This is a genomic window from Streptomyces sp. NPDC087270 (genome assembly GCF_044744625.1).
Taxonomy (GTDB): Bacteria; Actinomycetota; Actinomycetes; order Streptomycetales; family Streptomycetaceae; genus Actinacidiphila.
Genome location: NZ_JBIUYR010000011.1, coordinates 274,395 through 298,825, shown reverse-complemented (window position 1 = coordinate 298,825; position 24,431 = coordinate 274,395). Strand labels below are relative to the sequence as shown.

The 24,431-nt window shown below is 74.6% G+C and carries 16 protein-coding genes and 1 pseudogene; 15 read left to right on the top strand and 2 right to left on the bottom strand.

The features are described from left to right. Nucleotides 1–24: 24 nt before the first annotated feature. The 7 genes and pseudogenes from ACIPAE_RS23485 to ACIPAE_RS23455 form a co-directional block, all read left to right on the top strand. Nucleotides 25–2,043: pseudogene (locus ACIPAE_RS23485) on the top strand (alpha-N-acetylglucosaminidase); the annotation flags it as partial. A 645-nt stretch (nucleotides 2,044–2,688) separates the two neighbouring features. Continuing rightward, a complete protein-coding gene (locus tag ACIPAE_RS23480; protein WP_402447667.1) occupies nucleotides 2,689–3,396 on the top strand; it encodes a discoidin domain-containing protein in 708 nt (235 codons plus the stop codon). Between the two features lie 51 nt (nucleotides 3,397–3,447). After that, entirely contained in the window at nucleotides 3,448–4,644 is a 1,197-nt protein-coding gene (locus ACIPAE_RS23475) for an ROK family protein (protein ID WP_402447621.1), read from the top strand. A gap of 113 nt (nucleotides 4,645–4,757) precedes the next feature. Further along, nucleotides 4,758–5,930: a hypothetical protein gene (locus ACIPAE_RS23470; RefSeq protein ID WP_402447619.1), complete on the top strand. Its 1,173-nt coding sequence runs from the start codon at nucleotides 4,758–4,760 to the stop codon at nucleotides 5,928–5,930. After that, nucleotides 5,927–6,637 carry a hypothetical protein gene (locus ACIPAE_RS23465; protein ID WP_402447617.1) on the top strand — a complete coding sequence of 237 codons (711 nt, stop codon included), beginning with the start codon at nucleotides 5,927–5,929 and terminating at the stop codon, nucleotides 6,635–6,637. Before ACIPAE_RS23470 ends, ACIPAE_RS23465 begins: the two co-directional genes overlap by 4 nt. Before the next feature lie 2 nt (nucleotides 6,638–6,639). Beyond that, a complete protein-coding gene (locus tag ACIPAE_RS23460; RefSeq protein WP_329365227.1) occupies nucleotides 6,640–7,293 on the top strand; it encodes an RES family NAD+ phosphorylase in 654 nt (217 codons plus the stop codon). Between the two features lie 50 nt (nucleotides 7,294–7,343). After that, nucleotides 7,344–11,816: a CHAT domain-containing protein gene (locus ACIPAE_RS23455; protein WP_402447615.1), complete on the top strand. Its 4,473-nt coding sequence runs from the start codon at nucleotides 7,344–7,346 to the stop codon at nucleotides 11,814–11,816. On the opposite strand, the gene ACIPAE_RS23450 is transcribed toward ACIPAE_RS23455, so the two are convergent. Beyond that, nucleotides 11,797–13,911 carry a caspase domain-containing protein gene (locus tag ACIPAE_RS23450; protein ID WP_402447613.1) on the bottom strand — a complete coding sequence of 705 codons (2,115 nt, stop codon included), beginning with the start codon at nucleotides 13,909–13,911 and terminating at the stop codon, nucleotides 11,797–11,799. The genes ACIPAE_RS23455 and ACIPAE_RS23450 overlap by 20 nt on opposite strands. Before the next feature lie 222 nt (nucleotides 13,912–14,133). Here ACIPAE_RS23450 and ACIPAE_RS23445 point away from each other — a divergent pair, with 222 nt between their 5' ends. The 8 genes from ACIPAE_RS23445 to ACIPAE_RS23410 all read left to right on the top strand — a co-directional run bounded on the left by ACIPAE_RS23445 (nucleotide 14,134) and on the right by ACIPAE_RS23410 (nucleotide 24,047). Continuing rightward, nucleotides 14,134–14,682, top strand: a complete 549-nt coding sequence (locus ACIPAE_RS23445; protein WP_402447612.1) for a hypothetical protein — start codon at nucleotides 14,134–14,136, stop codon at nucleotides 14,680–14,682. 53 nt (nucleotides 14,683–14,735) lie between these two features. Then, a complete protein-coding gene (locus ACIPAE_RS23440) occupies nucleotides 14,736–16,508 on the top strand; it encodes a hypothetical protein (protein ID WP_402447610.1) in 1,773 nt (590 codons plus the stop codon). Continuing rightward, nucleotides 16,505–16,738 (top strand): hypothetical protein, encoded by a 234-nt coding sequence (locus ACIPAE_RS23435; RefSeq protein ID WP_366412569.1) that lies wholly within the window; start codon nucleotides 16,505–16,507, stop codon nucleotides 16,736–16,738. Before ACIPAE_RS23440 ends, ACIPAE_RS23435 begins: the two co-directional genes overlap by 4 nt. Next, complete coding sequence (locus tag ACIPAE_RS23430) at nucleotides 16,735–17,349, top strand: hypothetical protein (protein ID WP_402447608.1); 615 nt, start codon at nucleotides 16,735–16,737, stop codon at nucleotides 17,347–17,349. The genes ACIPAE_RS23435 and ACIPAE_RS23430 overlap by 4 nt, the downstream gene beginning before the upstream one ends. A 145-nt stretch (nucleotides 17,350–17,494) precedes the next feature. After that, nucleotides 17,495–19,060, top strand: a complete 1,566-nt coding sequence (locus tag ACIPAE_RS23425) for an AAA family ATPase (RefSeq protein ID WP_329365237.1) — start codon at nucleotides 17,495–17,497, stop codon at nucleotides 19,058–19,060. A 140-nt stretch (nucleotides 19,061–19,200) separates the two neighbouring features. Beyond that, nucleotides 19,201–20,187: a hypothetical protein gene (locus ACIPAE_RS23420; protein ID WP_402447605.1), complete on the top strand. Its 987-nt coding sequence runs from the start codon at nucleotides 19,201–19,203 to the stop codon at nucleotides 20,185–20,187. Further along, nucleotides 20,177–23,548 carry a CHAT domain-containing protein gene (locus ACIPAE_RS23415; protein WP_402447603.1) on the top strand — a complete coding sequence of 1,124 codons (3,372 nt, stop codon included), beginning with the start codon at nucleotides 20,177–20,179 and terminating at the stop codon, nucleotides 23,546–23,548. The genes ACIPAE_RS23420 and ACIPAE_RS23415 overlap by 11 nt, the downstream gene beginning before the upstream one ends. Nucleotide 23,549: 1 nt before the next feature. After that, complete coding sequence (locus tag ACIPAE_RS23410) at nucleotides 23,550–24,047, top strand: hypothetical protein (RefSeq protein WP_329365241.1); 498 nt, start codon at nucleotides 23,550–23,552, stop codon at nucleotides 24,045–24,047. A 150-nt stretch (nucleotides 24,048–24,197) separates the two neighbouring features. On the opposite strand, the gene ACIPAE_RS23405 is transcribed toward ACIPAE_RS23410, so the two are convergent. After that, a complete protein-coding gene (locus ACIPAE_RS23405) occupies nucleotides 24,198–24,389 on the bottom strand; it encodes a thiomuracin/GE37468 family thiazolyl RiPP peptide (protein ID WP_328468733.1) in 192 nt (63 codons plus the stop codon). Nucleotides 24,390–24,431: the final 42 nt, after the last annotated feature.

The window sequence follows — 24,431 nt, the reverse complement described above, 5'->3', positions numbered from 1 at the left end:
GCCTCCTCCGCCGACGCCTCCGCCATGGCGTCGGCCCATGACGCGCTGGTCCGCCTGCTCGGCACGGCCCACGCCGCCCAGGTCGACCTCCGCCAACTGTCCGGCGGCACCGACCGCTACCGGGTCGAGGCGCTGGGCGGCCACCTGACCGTCAGCGGCACCACCCCGGCGACCGCGCTGCGCGGCTTCGGCACGTATCTGCACGACGTCGTGCACGCGGACTTCTCGCTCGACGGCGACCAGGCGCACCTCCCGGCGCGCCTCCCGCTCCCCAAGGCCCCGCTCACCGGTGACGCCGTCGTGGCCCACCGGTTCGCGCTCAACGACACGAACGAGGGGTACAGCGGCCCGTACATGACGTGGAGCCAGTGGCAGCACCGGATCGACGTGCTCGCGCTGGACGGGATCAACGAAGTCCTGGTCTACGAGGGCCAGGACGCGGTGTACGAGCAGACCTTCGAGAAGTTCGGCTACACCGCGGCCGAGATGCGCTCGTGGATTCCGCAACCCGGCCACCAGTCGTGGTGGATGCTGCAGAACCTGTGCTGCCTGGGCAGCCCGATCCCCCAGGAGCTGATCGACTCCCGGGCCGCGCTCGGCCGGCAGATCACCTCCCGGCTCCGCTCGCTCGGCATGACCCCCGTGCTGCCCGGCTACTACGGAACCGTGCCACCGGAGTTCGCGCAGAAGAACGCGGGCGCGCACACCATCGCGCAGGGCACCTGGAACGGCCTGAAGCGGCCGGACTGGCTCGACCCCACCGGTGCGGACTTCGCCGCCGTGGCCGCGGAGTTCTACCAGGCGCAGACCCGGCTCTTCGGACCGAGCACGATGTACAAGATGGACCTGCTGCACGAGGGCGGCCAGGCCGGTGACGTGGACATCCCGGACGCCTCCCGCGCCGTGCAGAACGCCCTGGAGAAGGCCCACCCCGACGCGATCTGGGCCATCCTGGGCTAGGAGAACAACCCGTTGCAGGCCACCCTCACCGCGGTCGACCAGTCGAAGATGCTCGTCGTGGACGGAAACTCCGACCAGCCGAACATCACCGACCGGGACCACGACTTCGACGGGGTGCCCTACGCCTTCGGCACCATCTGGAACTTCGGCGGCCACACCAACCTCGGTACCAGCCTGACCACATGGAACACCAAGTTCCACCAGTGGCTGGCCCGGCCGGGCACGGCGCTGAACGGGATCGCGATGATGCCCGAGGCCATCGACAACAACCCCGCGGCCGTGGAGTTCTTCTCCGACCTGGCCTGGGAGCCGACCGCGGTCGACGTCCACCCGTGGTTCGCCGACTACGCCACCGCCCGGTACGGCGGGAGCGACCCGCACGCGACCGCCGCCTGGGGCATCCTGGCCGACACCGTCTACTCCTGGCCGGCCACCAATGACACCAAACACGTCACCGGCGTCTACGAGTTGCAGCCGTCACTGACCAGGAGCGGCGGATCGGTGGACTACGACCCCGCGCAACTGCGCGTGGCCCTGAGCGACTTGCTCGCGGTGCGCCCGTCGCTGCGGACGAGCACCGCGTACCGCTACGACGTCGTGGACCTCGCCCGGCAGGTGCTCGCCAACGACGGGCGGACCCTGCTGCCGAAGATCCGCACCGCCTACTCCGCCCAGGACCGAGCGCTCTTCGAGCAGTTGACCGGCACGTTCACCGGCGAGATGAAGCTCCTCGACCAACTGCTCGGCACCGACAGCGACTTCCTGTTCGGCTCCTGGCAGGCGGACGCCGCGGCGCAGGCCGGTTCGCCGGCCGAGGCGGCGGCGCTGCAGTACGACGCGCGCTCCCTGCTCACCCAGTGGTCGAAGACCGGCGTGATCCAGGACTACGCCGCCCGCGAGTGGAACGGCCTGGTCGGCGACTACTACCTGCCGCGGTGGCAGAAGTACTTCGACGGCCTCGACCAGTCGCTGCGCACCGGCGAACCGGCGCCGGCCATCGACTGGATCGCCGTCGCCGAGCAGTGGGACGAGAAGACCACGCAGTACCGCAGCACCCCGGCCGGCGACGCGCACGCGCTCGCCGAACGGGTCGCCGACCTCCCCTCGGGCACCCTGGCGCTCGACTCGGCGCAGTCGGGCGCGGCCCCGCGCGGCACCGTCCGGGTGACGGCGACGTTCGCGAACGGCAACCCGGTGCGCGCCGCCGGGCAGCCCGACTTCGTCCTGCGGGCGCCGGCCGGGTACCGCGTGCGGCCGGTCAGCGGGCCGGCCTCGACCACCGTGCCCGTGAACGGTACGGCGAGCCGGAGTTGGGACGTGACGATCCCCGCGAGCGCCACCCCCACGACGGTGGCGCGACTGTCCGCCCGGGTCACCTGGGCCTCGGGCAGCGCGCACGGAGCGGCCACGGCCGGCAGCGGCGTGCTCGTCGCCGGACCCGTGTCCGACCCGTACCGCACTACCGCCACCACACCGTTGACGGTGGCCCAGAGCGGGTCCACGCTCGCCCTCGCCGGGGGCGGCGCCGACCAGTACAAGGGCTCCGACGAGTACGGCACCGTCTACCGCCCCGGACTCCTCGCCGACCGCACGTCGGTGACGACGCAGGTGCGGGCGCAGGGCGACAGCGCGCCCTACGCCCGGGCCGGCCTGGTGGTCTCCTCCGACCTGTCCGCGCCGGGCTCCGGCGGGTACGCGACGCTGGCGGTCACTCCGGAGCACGGCTGCATGCTGAGTTGGGACTCCGACGGGGACGGCCGGCTCGACCACTACCTGGAGGACGACGGGCTCACCGCACCCGCGTACGTCCGGATCAGCCGGGCCGGCGACACGGTCACCGGCGCGTGCAGCACCGACGGCACGAACTGGGCGGTCGTCGGATCGGCGACCGTGCCCGGCATGAGCCCGGCCGAGGACGCGGGCGTGGACTTCTCGGCCGTCAACCAGAACACCCACCAGAGCGGATACGCCGTCTTCCAGGGCCTGACCGTCTCCGCCTCCACGCCGCGCGACACCTCAGGGGACCCGGTGGTGAGCGTCGGCCGGCCCGCGACCGCGCTCTCCTCCGAGGCGGGCAGCCCGCCGTCGGCGGCCGACGACGGCGACCGGACCAACCAGCGGTACTGGGGCGGGGTGATCGGCGACGCCGGCACCTGGTGGCAGGTCGACCTCGGCTCGGACCAGCGGCTCTCGTCGGTGAACGTGCGCACCTACGTGGACGGAAAGCGGTACTACACCTACCTGTTGGAGGGAAGCACGGACGGCACGCACTGGTTCTCGCTCGGCGGTAAACTCTCGACCGCGGTGGCCGCCGACGCCGGGGACAGCTACGCGATGGACGCCCGGGCCCGCTACGTACGGGTGGTCGGCCTGTCCAACTCGGCCAACGGCACGTTCCACTTGAGCGAGGTGACCGTGCGGGCCGCCGCCAACTGACGCTACTGACGCCGTGCCGCCCGCGGGCGCCGGAATCCGGGAGGCCGGCACGTGACGCACGGCGCCACCGGCACCGCCGTACTGCGCGAGCTCAACCGCATCGCGGTGCTCGACGCGGTACGGCGGGCCGTGCCGGTGCCGTTGCGCATCGCCGAGATCGCCGACCGCACCGGGCTGGCCCGGCCCACCGTGCGGCAGGCCGTCGACCTGCTGATCGAGCGGGCGTGGCTGGTCGCCGTACCGGGCACCGAGGACCGCTCGGTCGGCCGGCCGGCCACGCGCTTCGCGCTCGACGGCCGGTCGCGTCCCGTGCTCGGGATCGACGTGGGGCCGCACCGGGTCACCGCGGTGGTGGCCGAGGTCAGCGGGCGCCGTCTGGCGACGGTCCGCAAGGTCGTCGGCCGGTCGCGCGCGGCCGACGTCCTGTCCGCGATGGACGCCGCCGTACGGTCCGCGCTCGCCGAGGCGGGGGTCGACGCCGGGTCGGTGACCGCGGCCGCGGCGGGTTCGCCGGGACTGATCGACGCCGCGACCGGCACGGTGGAGCTCGCGCCGAGCGTCGCGGGCTGGCCGTCGCTGGCGATCGTGGAGCGGGTCCGGGCCGTCGTGCCCTGCGCCGTCCACCTGGAGAACGACGCCAACCTCGCCGCGCTCGCGCTGGCCCGCGCGCAGGACGACCCGGACGGGACGCTGCTGGCCGTCCAGTGGGGTGAGCGCCTCGGCGCCGGGATCGTGATCGACGGCCGGCTGCACCGGGGTTCGCGGAGCGCGGCGGGCGAGATCGGGTTCATCGGGGAGAGCGCCCGCCTGGTCACGGCGGGCGGGCGCGGCGAGTTGGAGAGCCGGCTGTCGTCCGAGGCGATCGGCCGGCGCGGTGTCGAGGCGGCCGCCGCGCACCCCCGTTCCGTCCTCGCCACCCAGATCGCGGCCGGCACCGACCCGGCCGCCGCCGTCTTCACCGCGGCCACCCGCCGCGACCGGGCCGCGCTCGCCGTCGTCGACGACATCGCGGGCACCTTCGCCAGGGCGATCGCCCCCGTGGTCCTCGCCCTGGCGCCCGGCGCGGTGGTGATCGGCGGCGGGGTGGCCCGCGCGGGCCCGGTGCTGGCCGACGCCATCGCCGCGCACCTCGCCGAACGCGTCCTGGTCTGCCCCCGGGTCTCCCTGTCCGCGCTCGCCGAGGACGCGGTCGTCTCTGGCGCCATCCAGCTGTGCACCGACAAGATCTGGGCCGCCGCGCTGACCTGACGCCTCGTCCTGTCCCGAGCCGGCGGGGAGGCGGCGGGAAGCCGGCGGGGAGGCGGCGGTGGGCGGCGCCTCAGGGTTGTGAGCCGCGCGGCGCCGGTGCGATGCTGGCCGTCATGTCCCCGCTTCCTCGCGTGCCCGACCACGGTGAGGTCCTCGCGGAGGTGCGGAAGGTACGGCGGGCCGGCGTCGTCAGGCTGCGCACGCTGGACGTGCCCGCCCTCACCGGGATCGCCCGGGACGTTCCGGTTCCGCGGGAGGGCGGCGAGGGGCCGGGCGGGGCGGTGGAACGGGTGCTGCGCCTGGCCGTCTCCCGGCTGGACGGCGGCACGCTCCAGGCCGCCGCCGAGTACAGCCTCGGCCTCTTCCCGGGCACCCGGGACTGGCCGGCGAGCGACCGGCGCAGGAGCGCCGCCCAGGTGTACGGGGTGAGCGTCGAACGCTTCCGCAAGCACCACGAGTTGATCGTTCTCGGGCAGGTCGCGGAACTCGTCGTCCGGCTCGCGGAGCGGGCGCCGCGGGACGCCGGGGCCACGAACGGTTCCGGTTCCGGCGGCGGCGCCGGTGCCGGCACCGTCGAGCATCCGCTCGGGCCCGAAGCGTACGACCGCGTCCCCGCCGCGCACCGGGCCCTGCGCGTGCGGGTGCACCACCGCACCGTGGCCGTGACGGTGCACGTCCACGCCGTCGACCTCCTGCGCGACATCGACGTGGTCGTCTCACCGTCGAACACCTACTTCGTGCTGCCCCCGCCCTACAAGTCGTCCGTCTCCGCGACGCTGCGCCGCGCGGGAGCGCGCCGGGACCCCATCGGCGGGCTCGTGGACGACCGCATCGAGGACGAGTTGCGGCGGTGGACCGCCCGGCACGCACCGGCCGGCCGGGAAGCCCGGCCGGGCACCGTCGCCGTCACCTCCGGGGGCGAGCTCGGCCGTCAGGGCATCCGCCGTATCTACCACGTGGCCCTGGCCGTACCCCGCCCCGAGACCAACGACTACCAGGTGCAGCCCGCCGACATCACCAGAGGAGTCGCCCGGGTCTTCGCGGTGCTGGCCGAGGAGGCGCCGCGGTACGAGCCGCCGCTGCGCTCGATCTGCCTGCCGCTGCTCGGCGCCGGTCGCGGCGGCCTGACCGCGTCGGAGAGCTTCGGCGCGCTGTGGGCCGCGGTCGAGGCCGAACTCGCCCGGGGCGCCGACTGGGACGTCCATCTCGTCGTACGCCGCCACGACCGCGCCGACCTCCTGGTCAGGCTGCTGGCCGGCACGGAGGTCACGGGGGTGGACGGATGAGCCCGGACCCGGCCGGGCCGGCCGGCCCGTATGTCGTCCTCGCCGCCGCGGCGGCACGCTGGGACCTCGTCGAGGGGCGCCTCGGACCGGACCTGCGCGCCCGGCTGGCCGCGTTGCTCGGCGTGGTGCGCGACGCGGACCGCCCTTCCGGCCCGCGCCGCGCCGCGGCGGGCGATGCCGCGGATCTGCTGCGCGAGCGGCTGCCCGACGTGTTCGGGCAGGATGTGCAGGAGGCGCAGGAGGCACAGGAGGCGCAGGCCCGGCTGGTCCCTGGCGGCGCGGTGGACGGGCCGCTGCTCGTGGAGGGTTTCGCGGCCGAGGACCTCGCGGTGCTGCTGGTCGACGGGCACCGCATGGTCGGGCCGGTCCTCGGCCCGGTGCGCGCGCGGCTGCTCGCCGAACCCGCGCTGGACGCCGGGACGGTGCTGGAGCACGGCAGCGACCCCTTCGCCCCGGATCTGATCCGGTTGCCTGGGGTGGGCGGGCAACTGCGGCTGCCGCGCTTCCAGTTCACCGAGGACGTCCGTCCCCGGCCGGTCGTGCGGGAGGTCAACGCGCTGCTGGCCGCCGACGGCGACCCGTGGGGCGCCGCCGACTGGTGGCTGTCGGCCAACGCGTGGCTCGGCACCAGCCCCGTACGGCTGCTCGGCACCGGGGGCGACCGGCGGCTCGTCGACGTCGCGGGGTTCCTGCTGGAGGGTGAGTAGCCGTGCCCAACTACCGCCCGCCCGAAGCGATGACGGGTACCCCCGGCAAGGTGACGCTGCCCCGCGGGACGCTGCTGCACCGTATCCACGGCTCCCACCGCGCGGCCGAGGGCTTCAACCCGAAGCCCGCGCACTGCCTCTACGGAGGAGGCCGGTTCGACGCCACCTCCTGCGATCCGTACGGATACCTGTACGCCGGGCTGAGCGCGACGGCGGCCGTCTGCGAGACCCTGCTGCGCTCGCTGCCCTTCGACCCCGCGGGCGGGCCCCGGCTGCTGCCGCGCCGCGCGGTGCAGGGGCGCCGGCTGAGCGCGCTGCGGCTCACCGCCGACCTGCGCGTCCTGCCGCTGGTCAGCGCGCAGGACCTGGCCGCCGTCCACCAGGACACCTGGCTCGTGCACACCGAGGCGCAGGAGTACCCGTACACCCGCGACTGGGCGCACTGGCTCCGCCGCCAGACCGAGCCGTGGGCGCAGGGGCTGGTGTGGGCTTCCAAGCGGGAACCGGCGGACCGCTCGGTGATGCTGTTCGGCGACCGCGTCCCGGCCGACGCGCTGCGGATCGACGAAGGCGGCACCGTCGACTTCGACACCGCGCAGGGGCGGGAGTGGCTCAACGCCGTGCTCCGGCCCTATTACGTCCAACTCGCGCCCTGAAAGCAGCACTTGGCCCCCTCTCTCCGCGGAATCCTGGGACCCTCGTCACCGTGACCGCGCAGAACCCGACACCCGCTCCCGACGAGAACGCGAACACCGACAGGTACGAGGACGAGGACGCGTACGAGTCCGGCGACGACGCGTACGAGGACGAGGACGAGGACGCGTACGAGGACGGCGACGAGCTGCGTGCCGGGCGCGAGGAGATCCTCGCCACCCTCGCCGCGACCGCCTCCGACGCTCCCGCGGCGCCCGTCCTGTGCGCCCGCGCCGGCACGCTCAGCTACCGCCTGTGGCTGCTGGAGGGCCGGCCGGAGGACCTGGAACTGGCCGCCGAGGCATTCGGGTTGGCCTTCCGGGCGCCCGGCGACGACGGCGAGTGGGCCGTGTGGCGGATCGAGTTCGGGCATGTCCGCCGCTGCCAGTACGAAGCCGAACCGCGCGCCGAACTCATCGACGAGACGGAGGAGTTGCTGCGCGACGGGATCTCCGGCCTTGCCGATCGCGACGAACGCGGCGAACTCGACGAACGCGACGGCCTCGCCCGCTTCCTGGGGCTCCACCTGCTCGCGGTCTGCGCCAAGGAGCGCTTCCAGGACTTCGACGGCCCGGCGGAGCGGCGCGCCGAACTGCTCGACGAGGCCCTGCGGCGGTACGAGGAAGCCGACGGCGCGCTGCCCGGCGACGCGCTGCCCGGCGACGAGGAAGCCTCGCGCCCGGATGACGACGCCCTGGAGCTGACGGTGTCCCGGGCCTACCTGCACCTGGAGCGCTGCGAGGTGTGCTCCGACCCGGCCGACGCGGCGGCCGCGGCCCGCCTCTACGGCACGGTGCTGGACGCCGCCCCGCCCGGCATCGACCTGCCGTTCCTGCGCTACAGCCGCGCCCTGGCCCTCCTGGGCCACGGCCGGATGACCCGCGACCGGGCCGAACTGGAGCTTTCCCGAGGGGAGTTCGACTCGGCCGTGCTCGAAGCGACCCGGACCGCGGGCGAAGCCCCGCCCTGGGCCTGGGAAGCCGAGATCCGGTGCGCCTTCATCCGGTTCCTGATCTGGGCCACCTGGAAGGACCAGGCGCACGCCGCCGCGGCCGAGGTGGAACTGGCCGGGCTGCTGGCCGATCCGGCCGACGTCGACCGGCTGCTGCCGCTGTACCTCGACAGCTTCGGACGGCTGCTGTACGAACGCGGCGGCGTGCGGGGCGACAAGGCTCTACAGGACCGGGCGATCGCCCTCATCCGGCGGGCCGTCGACGCGTGGGTGCCGGAACGCGACGGCCCGGTCACCGTCACCGCTCTGCTCCTCGCGGTCTTCCAGCAGAACCGCTACCTGGAGGACCCCGATCCGCGGCGGCTGCGGGACGCGGCCGAAGGCGCGGACCTGGTCCTCACCGACGGGCAACTCGACGACGACCTGCGCAAGATGACGCAGCTGACCGGCTTCTGGGCCCACTCCATGCTGAAGAACGCGCACGGCGTCACCCTCGAAGCACCGGACGACGTGCCGGAGGCCTTCCGCCTCGACGGCGCGCTCGCGGCGTACCGGAGCCTGCTGGGCGACATCGAACAGGGGCGCACCTTCCTGGACTTCGGCAACGGGGACCAGGGCTTCCCCGGCATGTTCGGCAGCGTCGACAGCGACGGCCGGCGGGCCAGGGCCTTCGACGTGGAGTACGCGCGGTTCCGCGCCCTGGAGTCGCACGAGGAACGCGCCCACCTCGCCGCCTCCTTGCTGCCTCGCCTGATGCTCGTCGACCCGCACGGCACCCACGTCACCGCCGCGCAGAAGGCCGAGTTGATCGACTGCGTCCTCAGCTTCGGCCAGGACGATCCGCAGTGGCAGCGCCGGGCCCACGCCGTCGCCGCGCAGGCCCTCCTTGTCGGCAGCGACTCCCGCTCGGCCGGCGGCATGGACGAGGTACTGGACCACCTCGCGCGCGCGGAGCCCGCCACGGGCGCGCCGGGCGGCACCGACGGCAGAGGTCTCGGCATCGACCTCATCCGGCTCACCGCCACGGCCACCCGGGGGCAGACCGCCGCGACCGGCGACGACGGCGTGGCGGCCCGGGGCCAGTGGCAGCGACTGCGGGACGACCCCCGGGTGACCCCCTACCTGCGCCGGATGCTGGACACGCAGCAGGCCGCGGTCGACGCCCAGGCCGCCGCCCAGCGCGGCGACCTCGCCGCCGCGGACGGCCACCTCGCCGCGATGCTCGCGGCACACGCGGCGCTCGACCCCGAGGACCCGTCCCGCATCGAGGTCTGGACGCTCCTGGAGAACGCCCGCTCCGTCCGCGACCATGCCGCCCGCACCCTGGGCGCCCCGCCCGCACCGCCGCTCGTCGGCCGCCCGTCCATCGCTCAACTCCGCTCCGCGGCGCAGCAGTTGCCGCGCGACCACCGTACGTGGGTGCTCGGCGACAACGCGATCGCCCGCTTCACCCGGGCCGCCGACCGGCAGGACGCGGACGCGCTGGCCGAGGCGATGGAACTGCTCAAGGAAGCCCACGACCTGGCCGACGAGGGCAGTGACAGCCGGCTGCGGTACGCCCACTGCCTCGGTTCCGGGCACTGCGCGCTCGCCGAGGTCCAGCGCCTGCCCACCGCCCGGGCCCGCCATCTCTCCCAGGGAATCGCCCTGTTGGAGTCGGCGTTCGCGCTGGCCGGCGGCCCCGACCACCGCCTGTACGCGCTCGCCGGCCTCGCCCTCGGCCGCGCCTACCGGACCCGCGGCGAGCTGCGCGGCGACGACCGCGGCGCGGGCCGCCGGGTCGGGCTCGACGCGCTGCGCGGCCACGCGTGGGCCGCGCTGCTCCAGTCGGGCACCGAACACGCCGCCCAGGCCGTGGTGCAGGCCACCGACACCGCGTTCGAGGTCGCGGGCTGGTGCCTGCGCGACAACGTTCCCGAGCAGGCCGTCCGGGCCCTCGACGCCTGCCGCGGCCTCGTCCTGCACGCCGCCACCACCTCCCGTACGGTGCCCGAACGACTCGTCGCCGCGGGCCGCGACGACCTCGCCGCCGAGTGGAGCGCCGCGGGCCTCGGCCCCGCCGACCCGGCCGACCCCCTCACCGCTGTCCAGGCGCCCCTCGCCGTGCCCAGCAGCCTGCGTCGCCGCGTCCTCGCCGCCCTCACCGGGACGGACCCGGTCCAGGACGGCCTGCTCGACCCGCCCGACCCGGACGAGATCGCCGCCGCGCTGCGCACCCTGCGCAAGGACGCGCTGGTCTACCTGGTCCCGGCGACGGACGACACCCCCGGCAGCGCCGTGCTCGTCACCTCGACCGGCGCCGTGCACGCCGTTCCGCTGCCGACCCTGGCCGCGGACGCGGCGGCGCTGCGGGACTACGTCCAAGCCCCGGTGGCGGGCTCCGGCGACGCGCCCGGACCGGGCAACGGCGGTCTGGGGTCGGGGTCCTGGTCCAGCTCGGGCTCCGGCTCCGGCCGCGACCTCGGGCCGGTGCCCGGCCACGCGTCCGCCTCCTCGGCCACCGCGTCACTGCGCCGCCGCCTCGACCGGGTGTGCGGGTGGGCCTGGTACGCGGGGATGCGGCCGCTGCTCGACGTGTTCGCCACCCGGACCGGTCGCGTCCCGCGCCTCGTCCTCGTGCCGATGGGGACCCTGGGGCTCGTGCCCTGGCACGCCGCATGGCGGCAGGGGCCGGACGGGCGGCGCCGGTACGCGCTGCACGACGCGGAGATCTCGTACGCCGCCTCCGCCCGGCTCCTGTGCGATGTGGCCGCCCGTCCGCCGGCCGCCCACACCGGTGCCGCGCTCGTCGTGGGCGACCCCACCGGGGATCTGCGGTACGCGGGCGAGGAGGCCGACGCTGTGCAGCGGGCCTTCTACCCGCGCGGCCGGTTCCTCGGGCACCGCGAGGGCGGAGCGTCGGACGGACCCGGCACGCCGGCGGAGGTGCTCGCCTGGCTGACGGGCGAGGCGGCGGGGGTTGCGGGGGCCGCCGACGCGGGGGCCGCCGCTGCGGGGAGCGCAGAGGTCACGGGGAGCGCGGAGGTCACGGGCGGCGGCGGGGTCGAGGAGGGCGCCGTACTGCACCTGGCCTGCCATGCCGCCATCTCGGCGGACACCCGCCACACCGCCCATCTCACCCTCCACGGAGGCGAGTTGGCGGCCGAGGACCTCACCGAGGCCACGGGCGCGACGGGCGGCAGCGGGCTCGGCCTCGTCCTGCTCGCCGCGTGCCGCAGCCATGTCTCCGGGCGCGGCCACAACGAGGCGTACAGCTTGGCGACCGCCTTCCTGGTGGCCGGCGCCCGGTCGGTCATCGGTTCGCTGTGGCCGGTGCCGGACGACGCGACGTCGGTTCTGATGTTCCTGGTCCACCACTACCTGCGCGCCGAGGGGGAGCCGCCCGCGACCGCACTGCGCCGGGGTCAGCTGTGGATGCTCGATCCGGCCCGGGAGCTGCCCGCTTCCCTGCCCGCGTCCCTCGCCGAACGCACCCGGCACATCGACCCGGACGACCTGAGCGCCTGGGCGGGGTTCACGCACCTGGGCCAGTAGGGCCCCAGGGCACCACGGTCCGCAGGGCGATGGTGCGCGTGGCCCAGCGGACGGGCACGGCGCCGGTGACGCGTCCGGCCTCGCGCCGGCCACCGGAACGGTCCGGGCCTTCGAACCGGAGGACTCCCGCGGTCCCCGGGTCCTCGGCCGCCGCACCGTCTGCGCGGCTGACCGCGCGGGCCGGGTCCCACGCCCGCATCCGGAACGGCACCGTGTTCAACTCGCCTTCGGCGACGATGAGTTTGAGCCAGTCCCGGACCTCGGCTCCCGGGACGAGCGGCCGGGAGGGCGGCAGCGACAGCTGCACCGGGTCGCCGTCCAGCGCGTGGCCGGTGCGGCCCGGGCCGATGAAGTGCCCCGGAAACAGCGCGGAGTCGGCGGCGTAGCTGTCGGTCAGGTCGAGCAGGACGCACCACAGCGCGCGCTGCGAGCGGTTGTGCAGCCGGATCGAGACCCAGGGCTCGCGCGGCCGTTCGGCGGACCCGGCGCCGTACGCGCGGACGATCTCGCCCCGGCCGTCCGGGACGAGCGCCGGCCCGTCGGGCGCGTCCCAGGGAACGATCTCCACGCGCACCTGGTTGTCCAGCACCGAGGGCCGCGACGTGAAGTCCCGCAGCCGCCGCCACCCCGCGAGATGCGTCAGGCACGCGGCGAGCCGTCGCGGGTCCGGGTCGCCGGCCCCGTTCCCGGCCGGGTCCTCGCCGAACGGCAGCGGGTCCACCAGTGCGGTGCCGTCCCGGTCCAGCACCGACGCGAACCCGTCCCGCGCCACCACGCGGAAGTGCGGGTCGCCGCTGTCCCCGGGCGCGTCGACGACCTGGAGGAGCGGGGACGGCCCGCCGCCCGGCCCGGCCGACGCGACGGCCGCCGCCAGCCGCTCCGCCGCGCCCGGCAGCCCGTCCGCTGCCACGCTCACGGTCGCCGGCGCCGACGCCAGCGCCGACAGCACCACCGGATAGACCCGCGCCGTGTCGGGCAGCCAGTCCACCGGGTCCACGAGGGTGCGGTCGGCGCGGACCACGCGGGCCCGCAGTACCCCGCCGGGCGCCGTACCGTCCTCCCCTCCCGCACGGTTCGGGCTGTCCGAACTGTCCGAGCCGATCGGGCCGTTCGGCTCGCCCGCCCAGCCCGTGTCCACCACGCTGAACTCCGTGCCCTCGGCCCCGGCGCCGTCCCGCAACCCGTGGCCGGTGCCGCAGTCCACCTCCCAGCCGTGCGCCCCGAAGCGCAGCAGGTGGTCCCCCGTCGCTCCCGCGACCGCGCCGCCGAGGAAGGGCAGATCGGCGACGCCGGGTGCCTCGGGATACAGCACCGGCCGCTGCCCGCCGCCGGCACGCTGGACCCGGGCGTCGGCCGCGGCCAGCAACTGCCGGTACGTGGTGTCCGGGCCCGCGGTCCGGGCCGCGCCCAGCAGGGCGTGCGTGAAGACACCGTGCCGGCGCCCGTCGAACTCCTTCTCGTACGAGGGCTGATCGAGCCTGCTCGCGGCCAACAGCAGGTGCCGCGGTGGGACTTGGGACAGTTCCACGTCCCGCGTCACGCCCTGGGCCGCATCCCCCGCCATGTCCTCGCGCGCCACGCTCCGCGCCGCCTCCCCCTCCCCCCACCGCGGCGGCGGTGGCGCGAAGCGCGCGGTCATGCCCGCCGCCTCCGCGTCGTCCCGGGTGGCGCCGCCGGAGTAGCAGCAGTCCAGCACCGCCACCACATGGGCGCCGCGGCCCGCGACCTCGCCGAGCAGTGCGCCCAGCCGCTTGTCGAGCAGCGGGCCGTCCGCGCAGACCAGCGCCTGGTTCCGGCCCGTCGCCTCGATCAGCAGGTCCGCGCCCGACGCGACCGTCTCGGTGCCGTGCCCGGAGAACCAGAAGAGCGCCGTGTCCCCCGGGCCCGCGGCCCCCAGGAACGTACGGATGCCGTCCTCCACCGCCGCGACCGTCACCGCGCCGTCGAGCAGGACCCGCACCCGGGCGGCGCCCCCGGTGCGGTCCGTCAGGAGCCGACGGGCCTCGGTGATGTCGTTGACGCAGCCGGTGAGCGGCTTGGCGATGTGCGCAGGGTAGGCGTTGACGCCCGTCATGAACGCATGGATCGACCCCATGGTGGGCAGTCTGCCAGCCGCGTCGCGCCGCTCGCGCGAGCGAGCCGGGCGTCGACCGGGCGAATCCTGGGCGCAATTCGGTTATTCGACCGTGAAGCCGCGCTTCCGGTCGCAGAATTGACGCAGCGTCACTAGTCTTCGTCTCTCGCAGCCGCCACGCTGAAGCTGAAGAGGGCACGCACCGCGGAGACGGCGAACGCCTTCACTCACGTCGGGGGACACATGGGTCACTTGGAACGGCCACGGCGGATCGTGCAGAGCGGCGGTGCGGCGACGCCCGCGATGTCGCCGCCTGCCGTGTCGCCGCCCGCCATGTCGCCGGACCTCCTGCGCCGCACCGAGCAGGGGACGGGTACCGGGCCCTCCTCCGGCCGGGTCGTCGGCCGGACCGAGCCCCACGTCCCGCTGCGCCGTGCGGCCCTCGCCCCGCGCCCGCAGGACCTGCGCGACGCGGTGGGCCGCCTCGACGCCGGCTTCGACGAGACCGCGCGCAAGCGACTGGCCGAGTGGATTCGCGACCAGTACGAGACCGGCTACGGCGAGGCCCCCGTCGGCTTCTTCGCCGTCTGCCGCCTCGGCCCCCCGTACGTCGACCATCAACTCAACCTCTTCCAGCAGATCGTCCGGCACTTCACCCCCTTCGAGGCGGTGCCCGAACCCTTCGCGGCCGCCCGGATGCTGGTGCGCTCCGGCGGCTACGCCTTCGTCGAGGTCTACCCCGGCGGGCTGCTCCTGCCGGTCCTCGACGACGGGACCGTGGTCCGTCCCTGACCCACCCGCTGCCGACGCCCCCGACCCGAACCGTGTGATCGGAGAGAAACCGCATGTCCGAGGTGGACTACGCCCTTCATCGGAAGGTGCAGCAGGTCAGCAACCTCGTGGTCCGGCTCAGCGAGCAGGTGGGTTCCGTCTCCGGCCAGGTGGCGGCCGTCGAGTCCCACCAGCAGCAGACCCGCACGGAACTCCAGCAACTGCGCGACGAGTTCCTCGCCTTCGTCAGGACCGCACAGCTCACCGCCAACGTCCAGCGCGCCGAAACCCGCGTCGGCGTGATCCAGGACCAGGTCGACCACGAGTTCGGCCACCACAAGACGGTGCGCCGCACCGCGGTCGGGATGCTCCAGGCCTTCGACCTGGGCCTGGTGTCCGAGGACAACGTCCGCCTCGTCAGCGACCAGTTGATGATCCAGACGCCCCGCTACTGGCTGGCGCCCGCCCTGGTGGCGCTGGCCTCCTGGTCGGCCGACGACCGCACGTTGTGCGAGAAGGCCGTGGACGAGGCGTTCCGGCGCTCTCCGGAGCGCACCTCGCTGTTCTTCGCCCTGGTGCTGCGCCGGCAGGAGCGCAGGGCGGCGGCCGTGCGCTGGCTGCGCCACTACCTGATCGCCCAGGACCCGGCCGCGCTCGGCCGGGAGTTCGCCGTCATCCTGGAGTCCATCGCCCAGGGCGCGTTCGGGCTCGCCGGCCGCGAACTGCTCGACACGACACTGGCCGGCTGGCGCGAGCAGTTCATGGACGACGACGACTCCCAGCGGCGGCAGATCACCCGCTGGCGCGACGAGATCGACTCGCTCGCCCGGCCGTCCGCGGTAGCCGAGTTCCCGCGCCTGGCCCAGGTCAGCCCGCAGTGGCCGCAGCTCGGCAGCGTCCTCGGCCGGGCCCGCGCCCAGCAGGCCGTGCTCGACAAGTACCAGGCCGTCATGGACCACGTCGGCCGGCCCACCGAGCGGATCGAGGACGCGGTGGACGACATCCTCGACCGGCTCGTCTCCGGGTACGACAACGAGGAGTTGCCGCTCCGTCGCGACCTCGCCTTCAACCACGCGGTCATCGACCACGGCGGCGACCTGGACGCCGCCCGCAAGGCAGCCGACGCGGACTCCGCCTCGTACGACGAGACGCTCGACTACCTGACCGTGCAGACCACCGCCGCGCTCAACCCGGCGGCCCTCGGCACCTCGCAGGCCACCCGCCAACTGGCCGTCGCCGCCTGCCACGAGTGGTTCCTGCAGGCGCACGCCGGATTCACCCGCGACTACCGTGCCGCCGTGCCGCCGGATGTCCAGGCGCAGTTCGGCACGACGTGCACGGTGGCCGCGCAGACGTTCCGACTCCCGCAGTGGAACGGTACGTTCACCCGGCCGATGCCCGACCTGGAGCAGTCGCTGACCGCGCACTGGGACCAGCACATGGCGCCCTTCGTCGCCTCGTACGCCTTCCCGTGGGTGCGGAAGGCGGCGCCGCTCGCGCTCGTGATCCTCGGCATCCTGGTGGTCGTCGGGGCCTTCAGCATGCCGGTCGCCCTGGTGATCTCGGTGGTCGTGGGCGGCGTCTGGGGCCTGGTCCTCTACAACGGCGCCCAGGCCGCCCGCCGGCTCCAGGACAACGCCCGCACGATCCTCGAAAAGGCCAAGCTGGAGTCCGTCCACCAGTTGCGCGCCGCTTCCGCCGAACTCACCGACTGGAAGCAGAAGTTGCGCACGGCCGAGGACGTCGAGCCGCGCTGCCGGGAGATGATCAAGTCGTTGGGCACCGCTGTTCACAGCGGTTCGCCCTTCGAGGGCCGCACCGTAGCCAAGGAGGGACCCGCATCGTGAGCACCACCGGCCCCGGCCCGTACCCCACCGAACCGCCCCCGCCCCGCAGGCCGCCCGGGGAGACCGCCTGGTCCTCGTCCGGCGGCGGTTCCCCGTGGGCCTCCTCCGCCGGCCGGAGAACCGGGGAACGTGTCACCAGCCGGGTCCGCAGGGTCGTCGAGGGCCTGCCCGACTGGGAGCCGCTCCCGCCGGGCGAGACCCTCGTGCGCAGGCCCGGCGGCTCGGTGTGAACACGTACTGGGGGCACGGCGGGCCGTACGAGACGTGGGTGGAGTTCCTGCGGCGCTGGGCGGCCGAGGAGCCGGTCACCCCCGGCGCGCTGCCGCCGCTCGCCGACGACCGGTTTCCGGCCGAGACCTGGGAGCGGCTGGCGGAGCACCTGAGCCGGGCGCTCGACACCCGGCTCACCACCTGGGCCGACCGGCTGGTCGCGGCGCTGCTCGCGGCGTCGGACGAGTTCTCGGCGGGGCGCGCGCTGGCCCAGGCCAGAAACGGGCTGCGGGCCGTACGGGCGGTCGCCGGGCACCCGGGGTTGCCCGAGACGACGCGCACCCGGCTGACCGACATGGTCGACGGCCAGATCCGTGATCTGCAGGACCAGTTGGAGCGCTCCCTGGACCTGGCAGCCGCCGAGAACGGCTCCGACCCCCGCTGGGTGGAGCAGCGCCGGCGCACCTTCCGGGACAACCCGCTGACCGCCGCGCTCCCGGCCGACCCGCCCGCTCCGGGGAAGGCCGCGGCCCGCGGGAAGGCGGACCCGAACGCGGTCCCGATCCCGGACCCGGACCCGTGGGCCGTCGATCCCGCGGCCCGCCCGCGCCGCCGGGTGATCACCGACTGAGCCGACCGAACTCCCCTCCTGGCCAGGCCACTTGCTCACGCGGCCCGCCTTCCGCCCCCGCCACGTGCCCACATGACCCGGCCCCCGCAGACCCCGCCGACGCAGCCCCCCGCCCGCAACTCCGCCCACGCGACCGAAGGCCCGCATGTCGAACTACTCCGAAAGCCTGGCCCACCTCGACAGCTACATCTCCGCCCGGGTGCCCGTGATCGGTATGCGCTCCATCGAGCAGCAGCGTGCCCTGCGGCTGCTGCGGGACGCGGCCAACCAGCCGCGCCGCAGCACCATGCCGTTCTGGATCTACACGCGGGCCACCGGGCTGCGCGACCTGCGCACCAACGCCCCCGTGCACGACGACCGTTCGCTGGTCGGCGCGATGGACTTCGCCGCGAAGCAGTTCAGCGGCCGGGCCAACGCGACCGTGGTCCTCGTCGATCCCGACCACCTCGAGGACGACACTCCCGTCACCCGGCACATCGCCGAACTCGCCCGGCTCGCCGACAACAACTCCGGCAGCATCGTGCTGATCACGGACGCGCCCATCTGGAGCGGGCTTCAGCGCCTCGGCATGAGCCTGCACCTGGACCTGCCGGACACCGACGAGATGTACGACGCGCTGACCGGCTTCCTCGGCGACCACCAGGGGCACATCCCGATCGAGTGGGACCAGGACGACGCCCGGCGCGCGGCCGAGTTCCTCTGCGGTGTCACCGAGGCCGAGTGCATCAACCTGATGGCCACCATCGCCGCCAAGGGCTCCATCCTGAAGGGCGACGTCCTCGGGCTGGCCCAGGCGAAGGACCGCATCTTCTCCGACCTCACCGGGCTCGAACGCGTCCAGCTCAAGGAGGGCGACTACACGATCGGCGGCCTCACCAACCTGCGCAAGTGGCTGGCCCGCAAGCACGACATGATGCACGCCGACCTGCGCGACACGGCACTGCGGCCGCCACGGGGCGTCCTGCTGGTGGGAGTTCCGGGCTGCGGCAAGTCGCTGTCGGCCAAGGCCATCGCCCACGAGTGGCAACTCCCGCTCTACCGGCTCGACATGGCCAGCATCCACGGCAAGTACCTCGGCGAGTCCGAGGGCCGCTTCAGGGAGGCCCTCGCCATGGCGGACCGGGTGGCGCCGTGCGTCCTGTGGATCGACGAGATCGAGAAGGGCCTGGCGGGCCGGGACGACATGTCCGGCGTACCGCAGCGGATCATCGGGCAGTTCCTCTTCTGGCTCCAGGAGTCCCGGTCGCGGGCCTTCATCGTGGCCACCGCCAACGACATCCGCAGCCTGCCGCCCGAACTCATGCGCAAGGGAAGGTTCGACGAGCTGTTCTTCGTGGACCTGCCGGACAGTCAGGACCGCAAGGAGATCATCGAGGTCTACTACCACCGCTATCTGCGGGCCGACCCCGACCCGGAGCAGGTGGACCGGCTCGTCGACCTGTCGGAGGGCTTCGCGGGGTCCGACATCGAGTCCACCCTCCACGACGTCGGCGAGGAGGCGTTCCGATGCGGTGGCGCCGACCGGCTCAAGCCCTCCTACCTCCTGGACGCCTTCGCCAACACCGTGCCGCTGAGCCGGCTCAACCCCGAGCAGATCGAGGAGATCCGCGCCTGGGGCCGCGAACGCGCGGTCCCCGCCGGCCGCGTGTCGACCATCACGGCCCCCGGCACCTCCGGCCCGGCCCGCCGGATCGTGTTCATGGACGAGTGAGCCCCGGGCCGCCCCGTACCGCATCCGCCGGCCTCGCGTCCGCCGGCCCCGCATCCGCCGGCTCCGCGCCCGCGGGGTACGTGCTCGGGCACACTGGTCACCGAAGGACAGAGGTCGCGTTCCGGACGGGGGTGGCGGTCTTGCGTGAGGCAACCGCGGTGCTGGGGTGGGAGGTTCCCTTCGACCCGGAGGAACTGCCGCGCGAGTGGGTGGAGCGGCTGCCGGTGCCGCAGGCGCCCTTTCGGGAACGGATGGGCGCGCTGGAACCGTTCTTCGAGGTCGCGACGCGCGGTCCGGTGCACGAGCATCTGCTGGGCGTCGCGCTGCTGCGCGCCGGGCAGGTCTTCGCGGCGGCGACGGCGCTGCTGTCGGCGCTCAGTGCGGGTCCCCGGCGCCGCGGCGCGTGGGTGGACACGGCCTGCGCCTACGCGGCGGCGGAGCGGCCCGAGATGGCGATGTGGCTGCTGGCCCACGTGGTCAGCGGATTCGAGAACGTCGGTCCGCACACGTCGCCGTACCCGGCGGGTTCGCAGCGTGCCGCGATGGCCCACAACCGGCTGATCGCGGTGCGCGACCTGCGCCAGCAACGGGCCGACGAGCTGCGCTTCCTCGAACTGCGCACCGCGGCGGACGGGGAGATCCGGGAGCGGCTCGGCGAGGAGCCGCTGGGCACGGACCGGCTGCTGCTGCACACGGCGGCGCTGGTCGCCCTCGGGGAGGCCAAGGACGCGCTCGACCCGTTCGACCGGGCGGCGGCGCTGCTGGAGCAGGACCGACTGCCCCTGGCGGGAGCGTTGCTGGAGCAACTGGCCCGTATCCGCGTCGCGGTCGGTCCCGCACGGGAGCGGGACGAGGTGCTGGCCCGCCTGCGCCGCCTCGCTCCTCGATCGGCGGTGCTGGCCGCCGTGCAGCAGCCGACCCTCCTCGAACGGCGCACCCGGGAGCAGGAGGCCGGGTTCGAGGCGATGCTGCTGGAGACGGAGGCCGAGCGCGGCCAGCGGAGCCTGCGCGAGCCGTGGGAGCAGTTGCGGCTGCGCGCCCGCGCCTCCGAGTACCCGGGCCCGTACCAGGAGGCCCTGTCGGGACTCGGCGGGCATGGCCGGAAGGGGGAGCACGATGCCGGATGAGGACCGGGATGTGCTGCCCGTGCAGCTCGCGTTGCGTGCCCTGTCGGCCCCCACGTACGAGGAGGTGCTCGCCCACTTCGGGCGTATCCCGCCGGGCCGGCACGAGGAGACGGCGGCCGTCCTGCGGCAGCAGGCGGAGACGGACCGCTCTTTCGGGCGAGGGACCTTCGCGGAGCTGGCGGTGTTCCTCGCCGAGCGCTGCGAGGCCCTGGCGGTGACGGCTCCCGCCGCCGGACCGGCGGGCGGGTCCGCCGGCGGGGAGGGGTTCCCGGGGTTGCTGCGCCGCGCCTGCGCCGCGCGGGGCGTGCTGGGTGCCTACCGCGTGCTGGAGGGGCAGCGCGCCCTGATTCCGGACGAGCCGGTGCGGGCCGCGACGCGGCTGCTGGCGCAGTGGAACGCCGACCGGAGCGGCAACGCCCACGCGATCGCCGCGCTGGGACTGCTCACCGACCACGGCCCGAGCCGGACCACGGCCCGCGCCGACTGGGCGAACCACCTGCTCGGGCAGGGCCGGCACCGCAGGGCGCTCTACCACGCGGCCCACGCGCTCTCGCTCCAGCACGCGGTGGGCGACGCGCATTCGCTGGTGAACACCTACCTGCAACTGGCGTCGGTGTACGTGGCGATGGGCGATCCGCCGCGCCGGGCGGAGGTGCTGCGGCAGGCGGCCGCGGCCGTGGACCGGGAGCCGGAGGTCACCGCCGTGGAGGAGGCGGCGCTGCGCTTCCAGCTCGCGCAGGCCCTCATCGCGCTGCACCACTACCGGGAGGCCGTGCCCGCGCTGGAACGGGCGGAGGCGCTGACGGCGGGTCTGGACGACGCGGAACGGTCGTTCGTGCCCGCGCGGTCGGATCTGCTCGGCTGCCGGGCCCGCGTGGCGGAGGCCGTCGGTGCGCTCGGGGCGGCGGCGGACGCCTACCGCGCCCTGCTGGAGCTGCCGCAGACGTCGACGCGCGCGGCGGTGCGCGCTTCGGCGGTGTACGGCCTGGCCTCCTGCCTGGAGCGCAACGACCGCCAGTGGGAGGCGTTCGAGCTGCTCGGCAACGAGTTGGAACGTGCCGAGCAGCAGGGGGCGGGCGCCCTGAGCGCGGTGTCGCTGCGCTGCACGCTGGCCAGGCTGCTGTTCTCCGGCACCGATCCGCGGCTGCCGCGTGACACGTTCACGCTGGAGTCCCATCTGGTGCAGGGCCTCTTCGAGGCGGCGGGCTCGACCTACCCGTGCTTCGGCGAACTCTTCGTCACCATGGGCGATCTGGACCTGTCCGAGGACCGCCACCAGGGCGCGGCCGAGTGCTACCGCTACGCCCTGTACGTGTCCGGGGACCCCGGGCACGCGCGGCAGCCGGAGCGGCTTCCCGAGCGGCTGCGCACGCGCATGCCGCTCACCCGGCTGCTGCCCGCGGAGGGTTTCCACGATTCGCTCTCCTTCGCCCTCGCCAGGCTGCGCGAGCGCATGCTCCGGCTCTTTCCCGCGGGGGCCAACCACCTGCCGGACACCCGCCTGCTGGCGCTGCAACGGCTGTGCCGCGTCGAGCGCGATCCCCGGCGGCGGGAGCAGCTCGCGGACCGGCTCGCGGAAGGGCTGCGCCGGGCGATCGAGCGGGACGCGCTCCTCACGTTGCAGGACCTGACGGTGCCGGTGTGCGAGGCGGTCGCCGAGGTCCGTGGCCCGCTGGTGGCGGCGCGGCTGGCGGAGGAGGTCCTCGCCTCGTACGACGCGCACGGCCGGCTCCCGGACCCGGACCTGCCGCTGGGGCTGGCCCGGCTGCTGCTGCGGGTTCCGGGCGGGCACCGGCGGGCCTTCGAGGTGCTGTGGCACCACCGCGAACTGCGCTTGCGGGCACGGGAGTCGCATCCGGTGCTCCAGGACGCGGACCAGGCGGCGGGGCTCGTGCTCCGGCTCTACGAGGCCCTGCTGTCCCTGCTGTTCGAGCACGGCGACGACCTGCCGCTGCCCGACGGCCGCCCGCCGGACCTGCTCGCGTTCGACCTGCACGAGGAGACGAAGGCACGCGGGGTCGTGGAGGACCTCGCACGGATGCCGCTGGCCGAGCCGCCGCAGGTGCCGCAGCGGGTGTGGGCGGAGGAGCGGCGACTGCTGTCCGCGCAGCGGCGGTTGGCGGGCGGGGAGCGGCCGGACCGGGCCTGGGCCTGGCGCGAGTGCGCGGGGGCGCTCGGCCTGCTGTACGAGCAGTTGGAGCCGTTCGTCCCGGAGTACGTACGGCTGCGCACCGCACGGCCCGCCGGGTTCGCCGAGGCGTCGCGGCTGCTCAACGAGGCGGCTCCGGCCGAGGGCATGGTGCTGGCCTCGTACTTCACCGGCGAATCCGAGACGTTCTGCTTCGTGCTGGCGTCCGGTGAGGACGCCCTGCGGTGGCACCGCATCCGGGTCGGACGCGCGCAACTGCACGCCGCCGCGGAGAAGATCCGCCGCACGGTCGACGGCGACCGCTCCGCCTTTCCCCCCGTCCCCCCGATCAGACCGCGGCGGCCGTCCCCGCTGCCCCTGGAGGGGCTCGCCGCCCGGCTGATGCCGTTCCAGGACCTGCTGGAGGGGCGCGGGCTGCTGTGCGTGGCGCCGCACGGGCCGCTGTCCGTGCTGCCGCTGGGCGCGCTGCGGCTGCCGGACGGCCGGTACTGCGTCGAGCAGGCGGCGCTGGTGTACATCCCGAGCATCTCGGCCCTGGCCGCGCTGCGCGCCGCACCGCCGGCCGGTTCCGGCAGCGCGCTGTGCGTACGGGTGGCGGCGGAGGAGGACCTGCGGGGCGGCGGCAGCGGCTTCGAGGCCGACACGCTTCCCGCCGGCCGCGGCTGGCGGCTGTCCGCCCTCACCGGATCGCAGGCCACCCCGGAGGAGGTCCTCGACCACATCGCGCGGGCCGACCTCGCCTACATCGCCTGCCACGGCCACCAGGACCACAGCGACCCGGAGAACTCCGCCCTGCTGCTCTCCGACGGCACCGACCGGCCCAGCCGGCAGGCCGATCCCGCCTCGCAGCGGGCCCGGCGGACCTTCCTGCGCGCCCGCGACCTGAGCGGGTCGCGCACCCCGTCCCGCGTGGTGCTGCGCGCCTGCTCGGTCGGCTGGCACGAACCGGACCATCCCGGCGAGGACTTCACCGGCCTGCCCCGCGCCCTGCTGCGCGGTGGCACCCGCACGGTCCTCGCCCCGATCTGGCAGGTGGACCGCACCAGCTCCGCGGCCCTGCTCGACGAGGTGACCGGTGCGGTGATGGACGGCCGCCCGCTGTGGCGCGCCCTGTGGGACGCGCAGCGGCGCATGCTCGCCGGTGAGGACCGCCGCTACCTGTCCCATCCCTACCACTGGGCGGCGTTCGTCCCGCTCGGAGACTGGAGTTGACATGGGCGACGACGTCCACGCCGAGCGGGCCGCCGCCCTGCCGGACCGCGCCGCGCTGCTGGCGCTGGAGGAGGCCGCCCACGAGCTGGGCCGGGCCTTCCCCACCGGCGTGACGGACACGATGCAGGCACAGCAGGTCCTTGAGGAGCTCTTCGCCCAGGCCGGCGCCGGGGCCCCGCCGCTTCGGCCGGACGATCCCGGGGCCGCCGCCCGCCGCGTGCTGGCCGCGCTCGTACGCGAGGAGGCCGCGCGGGACCTGGTCGCGGAGATCCTCGACGACCCGCCGGAGGACGACCAGATGGGCGGCGAGGACCTCCTCCCCGACCTGGCGGTCCTCGCCGGGGTCCTCGCCTTCCTGCGCCTGCACGTCGCCTTCCGCTTCAAGCGCGACAACAGCCGCACCACCGTGGAGTTCCGGCTGGAGACGAAACCGCTGTCCGACTCCGCGCTGGCCGCGCTCGTCCGCGCCGTCCTCAGCCTGATGAACCGCGAGCGCTGAGCACGCGAGGAGCTGAGCACGCGGGGAGCCGACCGGCACGGGGGCCGACCGGCATGAGACCGACCGGCACCGGGCCGACCGGCGCGAGGCCGGCCGGCACCGGGCCGACGCGCGTGCCGGGCGACCTTCCGCCCGGCACGCGCTACCGACTCACGAACAGCTGCAGTTACAGCAGTTCGGCGGCGGAGCGCAGCAGAAGGACGCACTCGCCTCCGTCATACCGTGGCCCGCCGTGAGCGACTGGCTGTGCTCGTCCCCGGCCAGCGAGTCCAAGTCGAGGTCCAGCGCGAGGTCGGCGACCGCCGCAGCAAGCGAGGGTGAGCCGTTGCTGTTCTCGTTCATCAGAGCCCTCCTTTCGAACCTAATGGAGCATCAACACGCATG

Excerpts from the sequence above, each read along its gene's own strand:
- ACIPAE_RS23450 (WP_402447613.1), bottom strand. The coding sequence starts at position 13,911 with ATGGGGTCGATCCATGCGTTCATGACGGGCGTCAACGCCTACCCTGCG.
- ACIPAE_RS23480 (WP_402447667.1), top strand. The coding sequence starts at position 2,689 with ATGCTGAGTTGGGACTCCGACGGGGACGGCCGGCTCGACCACTACCTG.
- ACIPAE_RS23405 (WP_328468733.1), bottom strand. The coding sequence starts at position 24,389 with ATGAACGAGAACAGCAACGGCTCACCCTCGCTTGCTGCGGCGGTCGCC.
- ACIPAE_RS23445 (WP_402447612.1), top strand. The coding sequence starts at position 14,134 with ATGGGTCACTTGGAACGGCCACGGCGGATCGTGCAGAGCGGCGGTGCG.
- ACIPAE_RS23465 (WP_402447617.1), top strand. The coding sequence starts at position 5,927 with ATGAGCCCGGACCCGGCCGGGCCGGCCGGCCCGTATGTCGTCCTCGCC.
- ACIPAE_RS23470 (WP_402447619.1), top strand. The coding sequence starts at position 4,758 with ATGTCCCCGCTTCCTCGCGTGCCCGACCACGGTGAGGTCCTCGCGGAG.
- ACIPAE_RS23415 (WP_402447603.1), top strand. The coding sequence starts at position 20,177 with ATGCCGGATGAGGACCGGGATGTGCTGCCCGTGCAGCTCGCGTTGCGT.
- ACIPAE_RS23410 (WP_329365241.1), top strand. The coding sequence starts at position 23,550 with ATGGGCGACGACGTCCACGCCGAGCGGGCCGCCGCCCTGCCGGACCGC.
- ACIPAE_RS23425 (WP_329365237.1), top strand. The coding sequence starts at position 17,495 with ATGTCGAACTACTCCGAAAGCCTGGCCCACCTCGACAGCTACATCTCC.
- ACIPAE_RS23440 (WP_402447610.1), top strand. The coding sequence starts at position 14,736 with ATGTCCGAGGTGGACTACGCCCTTCATCGGAAGGTGCAGCAGGTCAGC.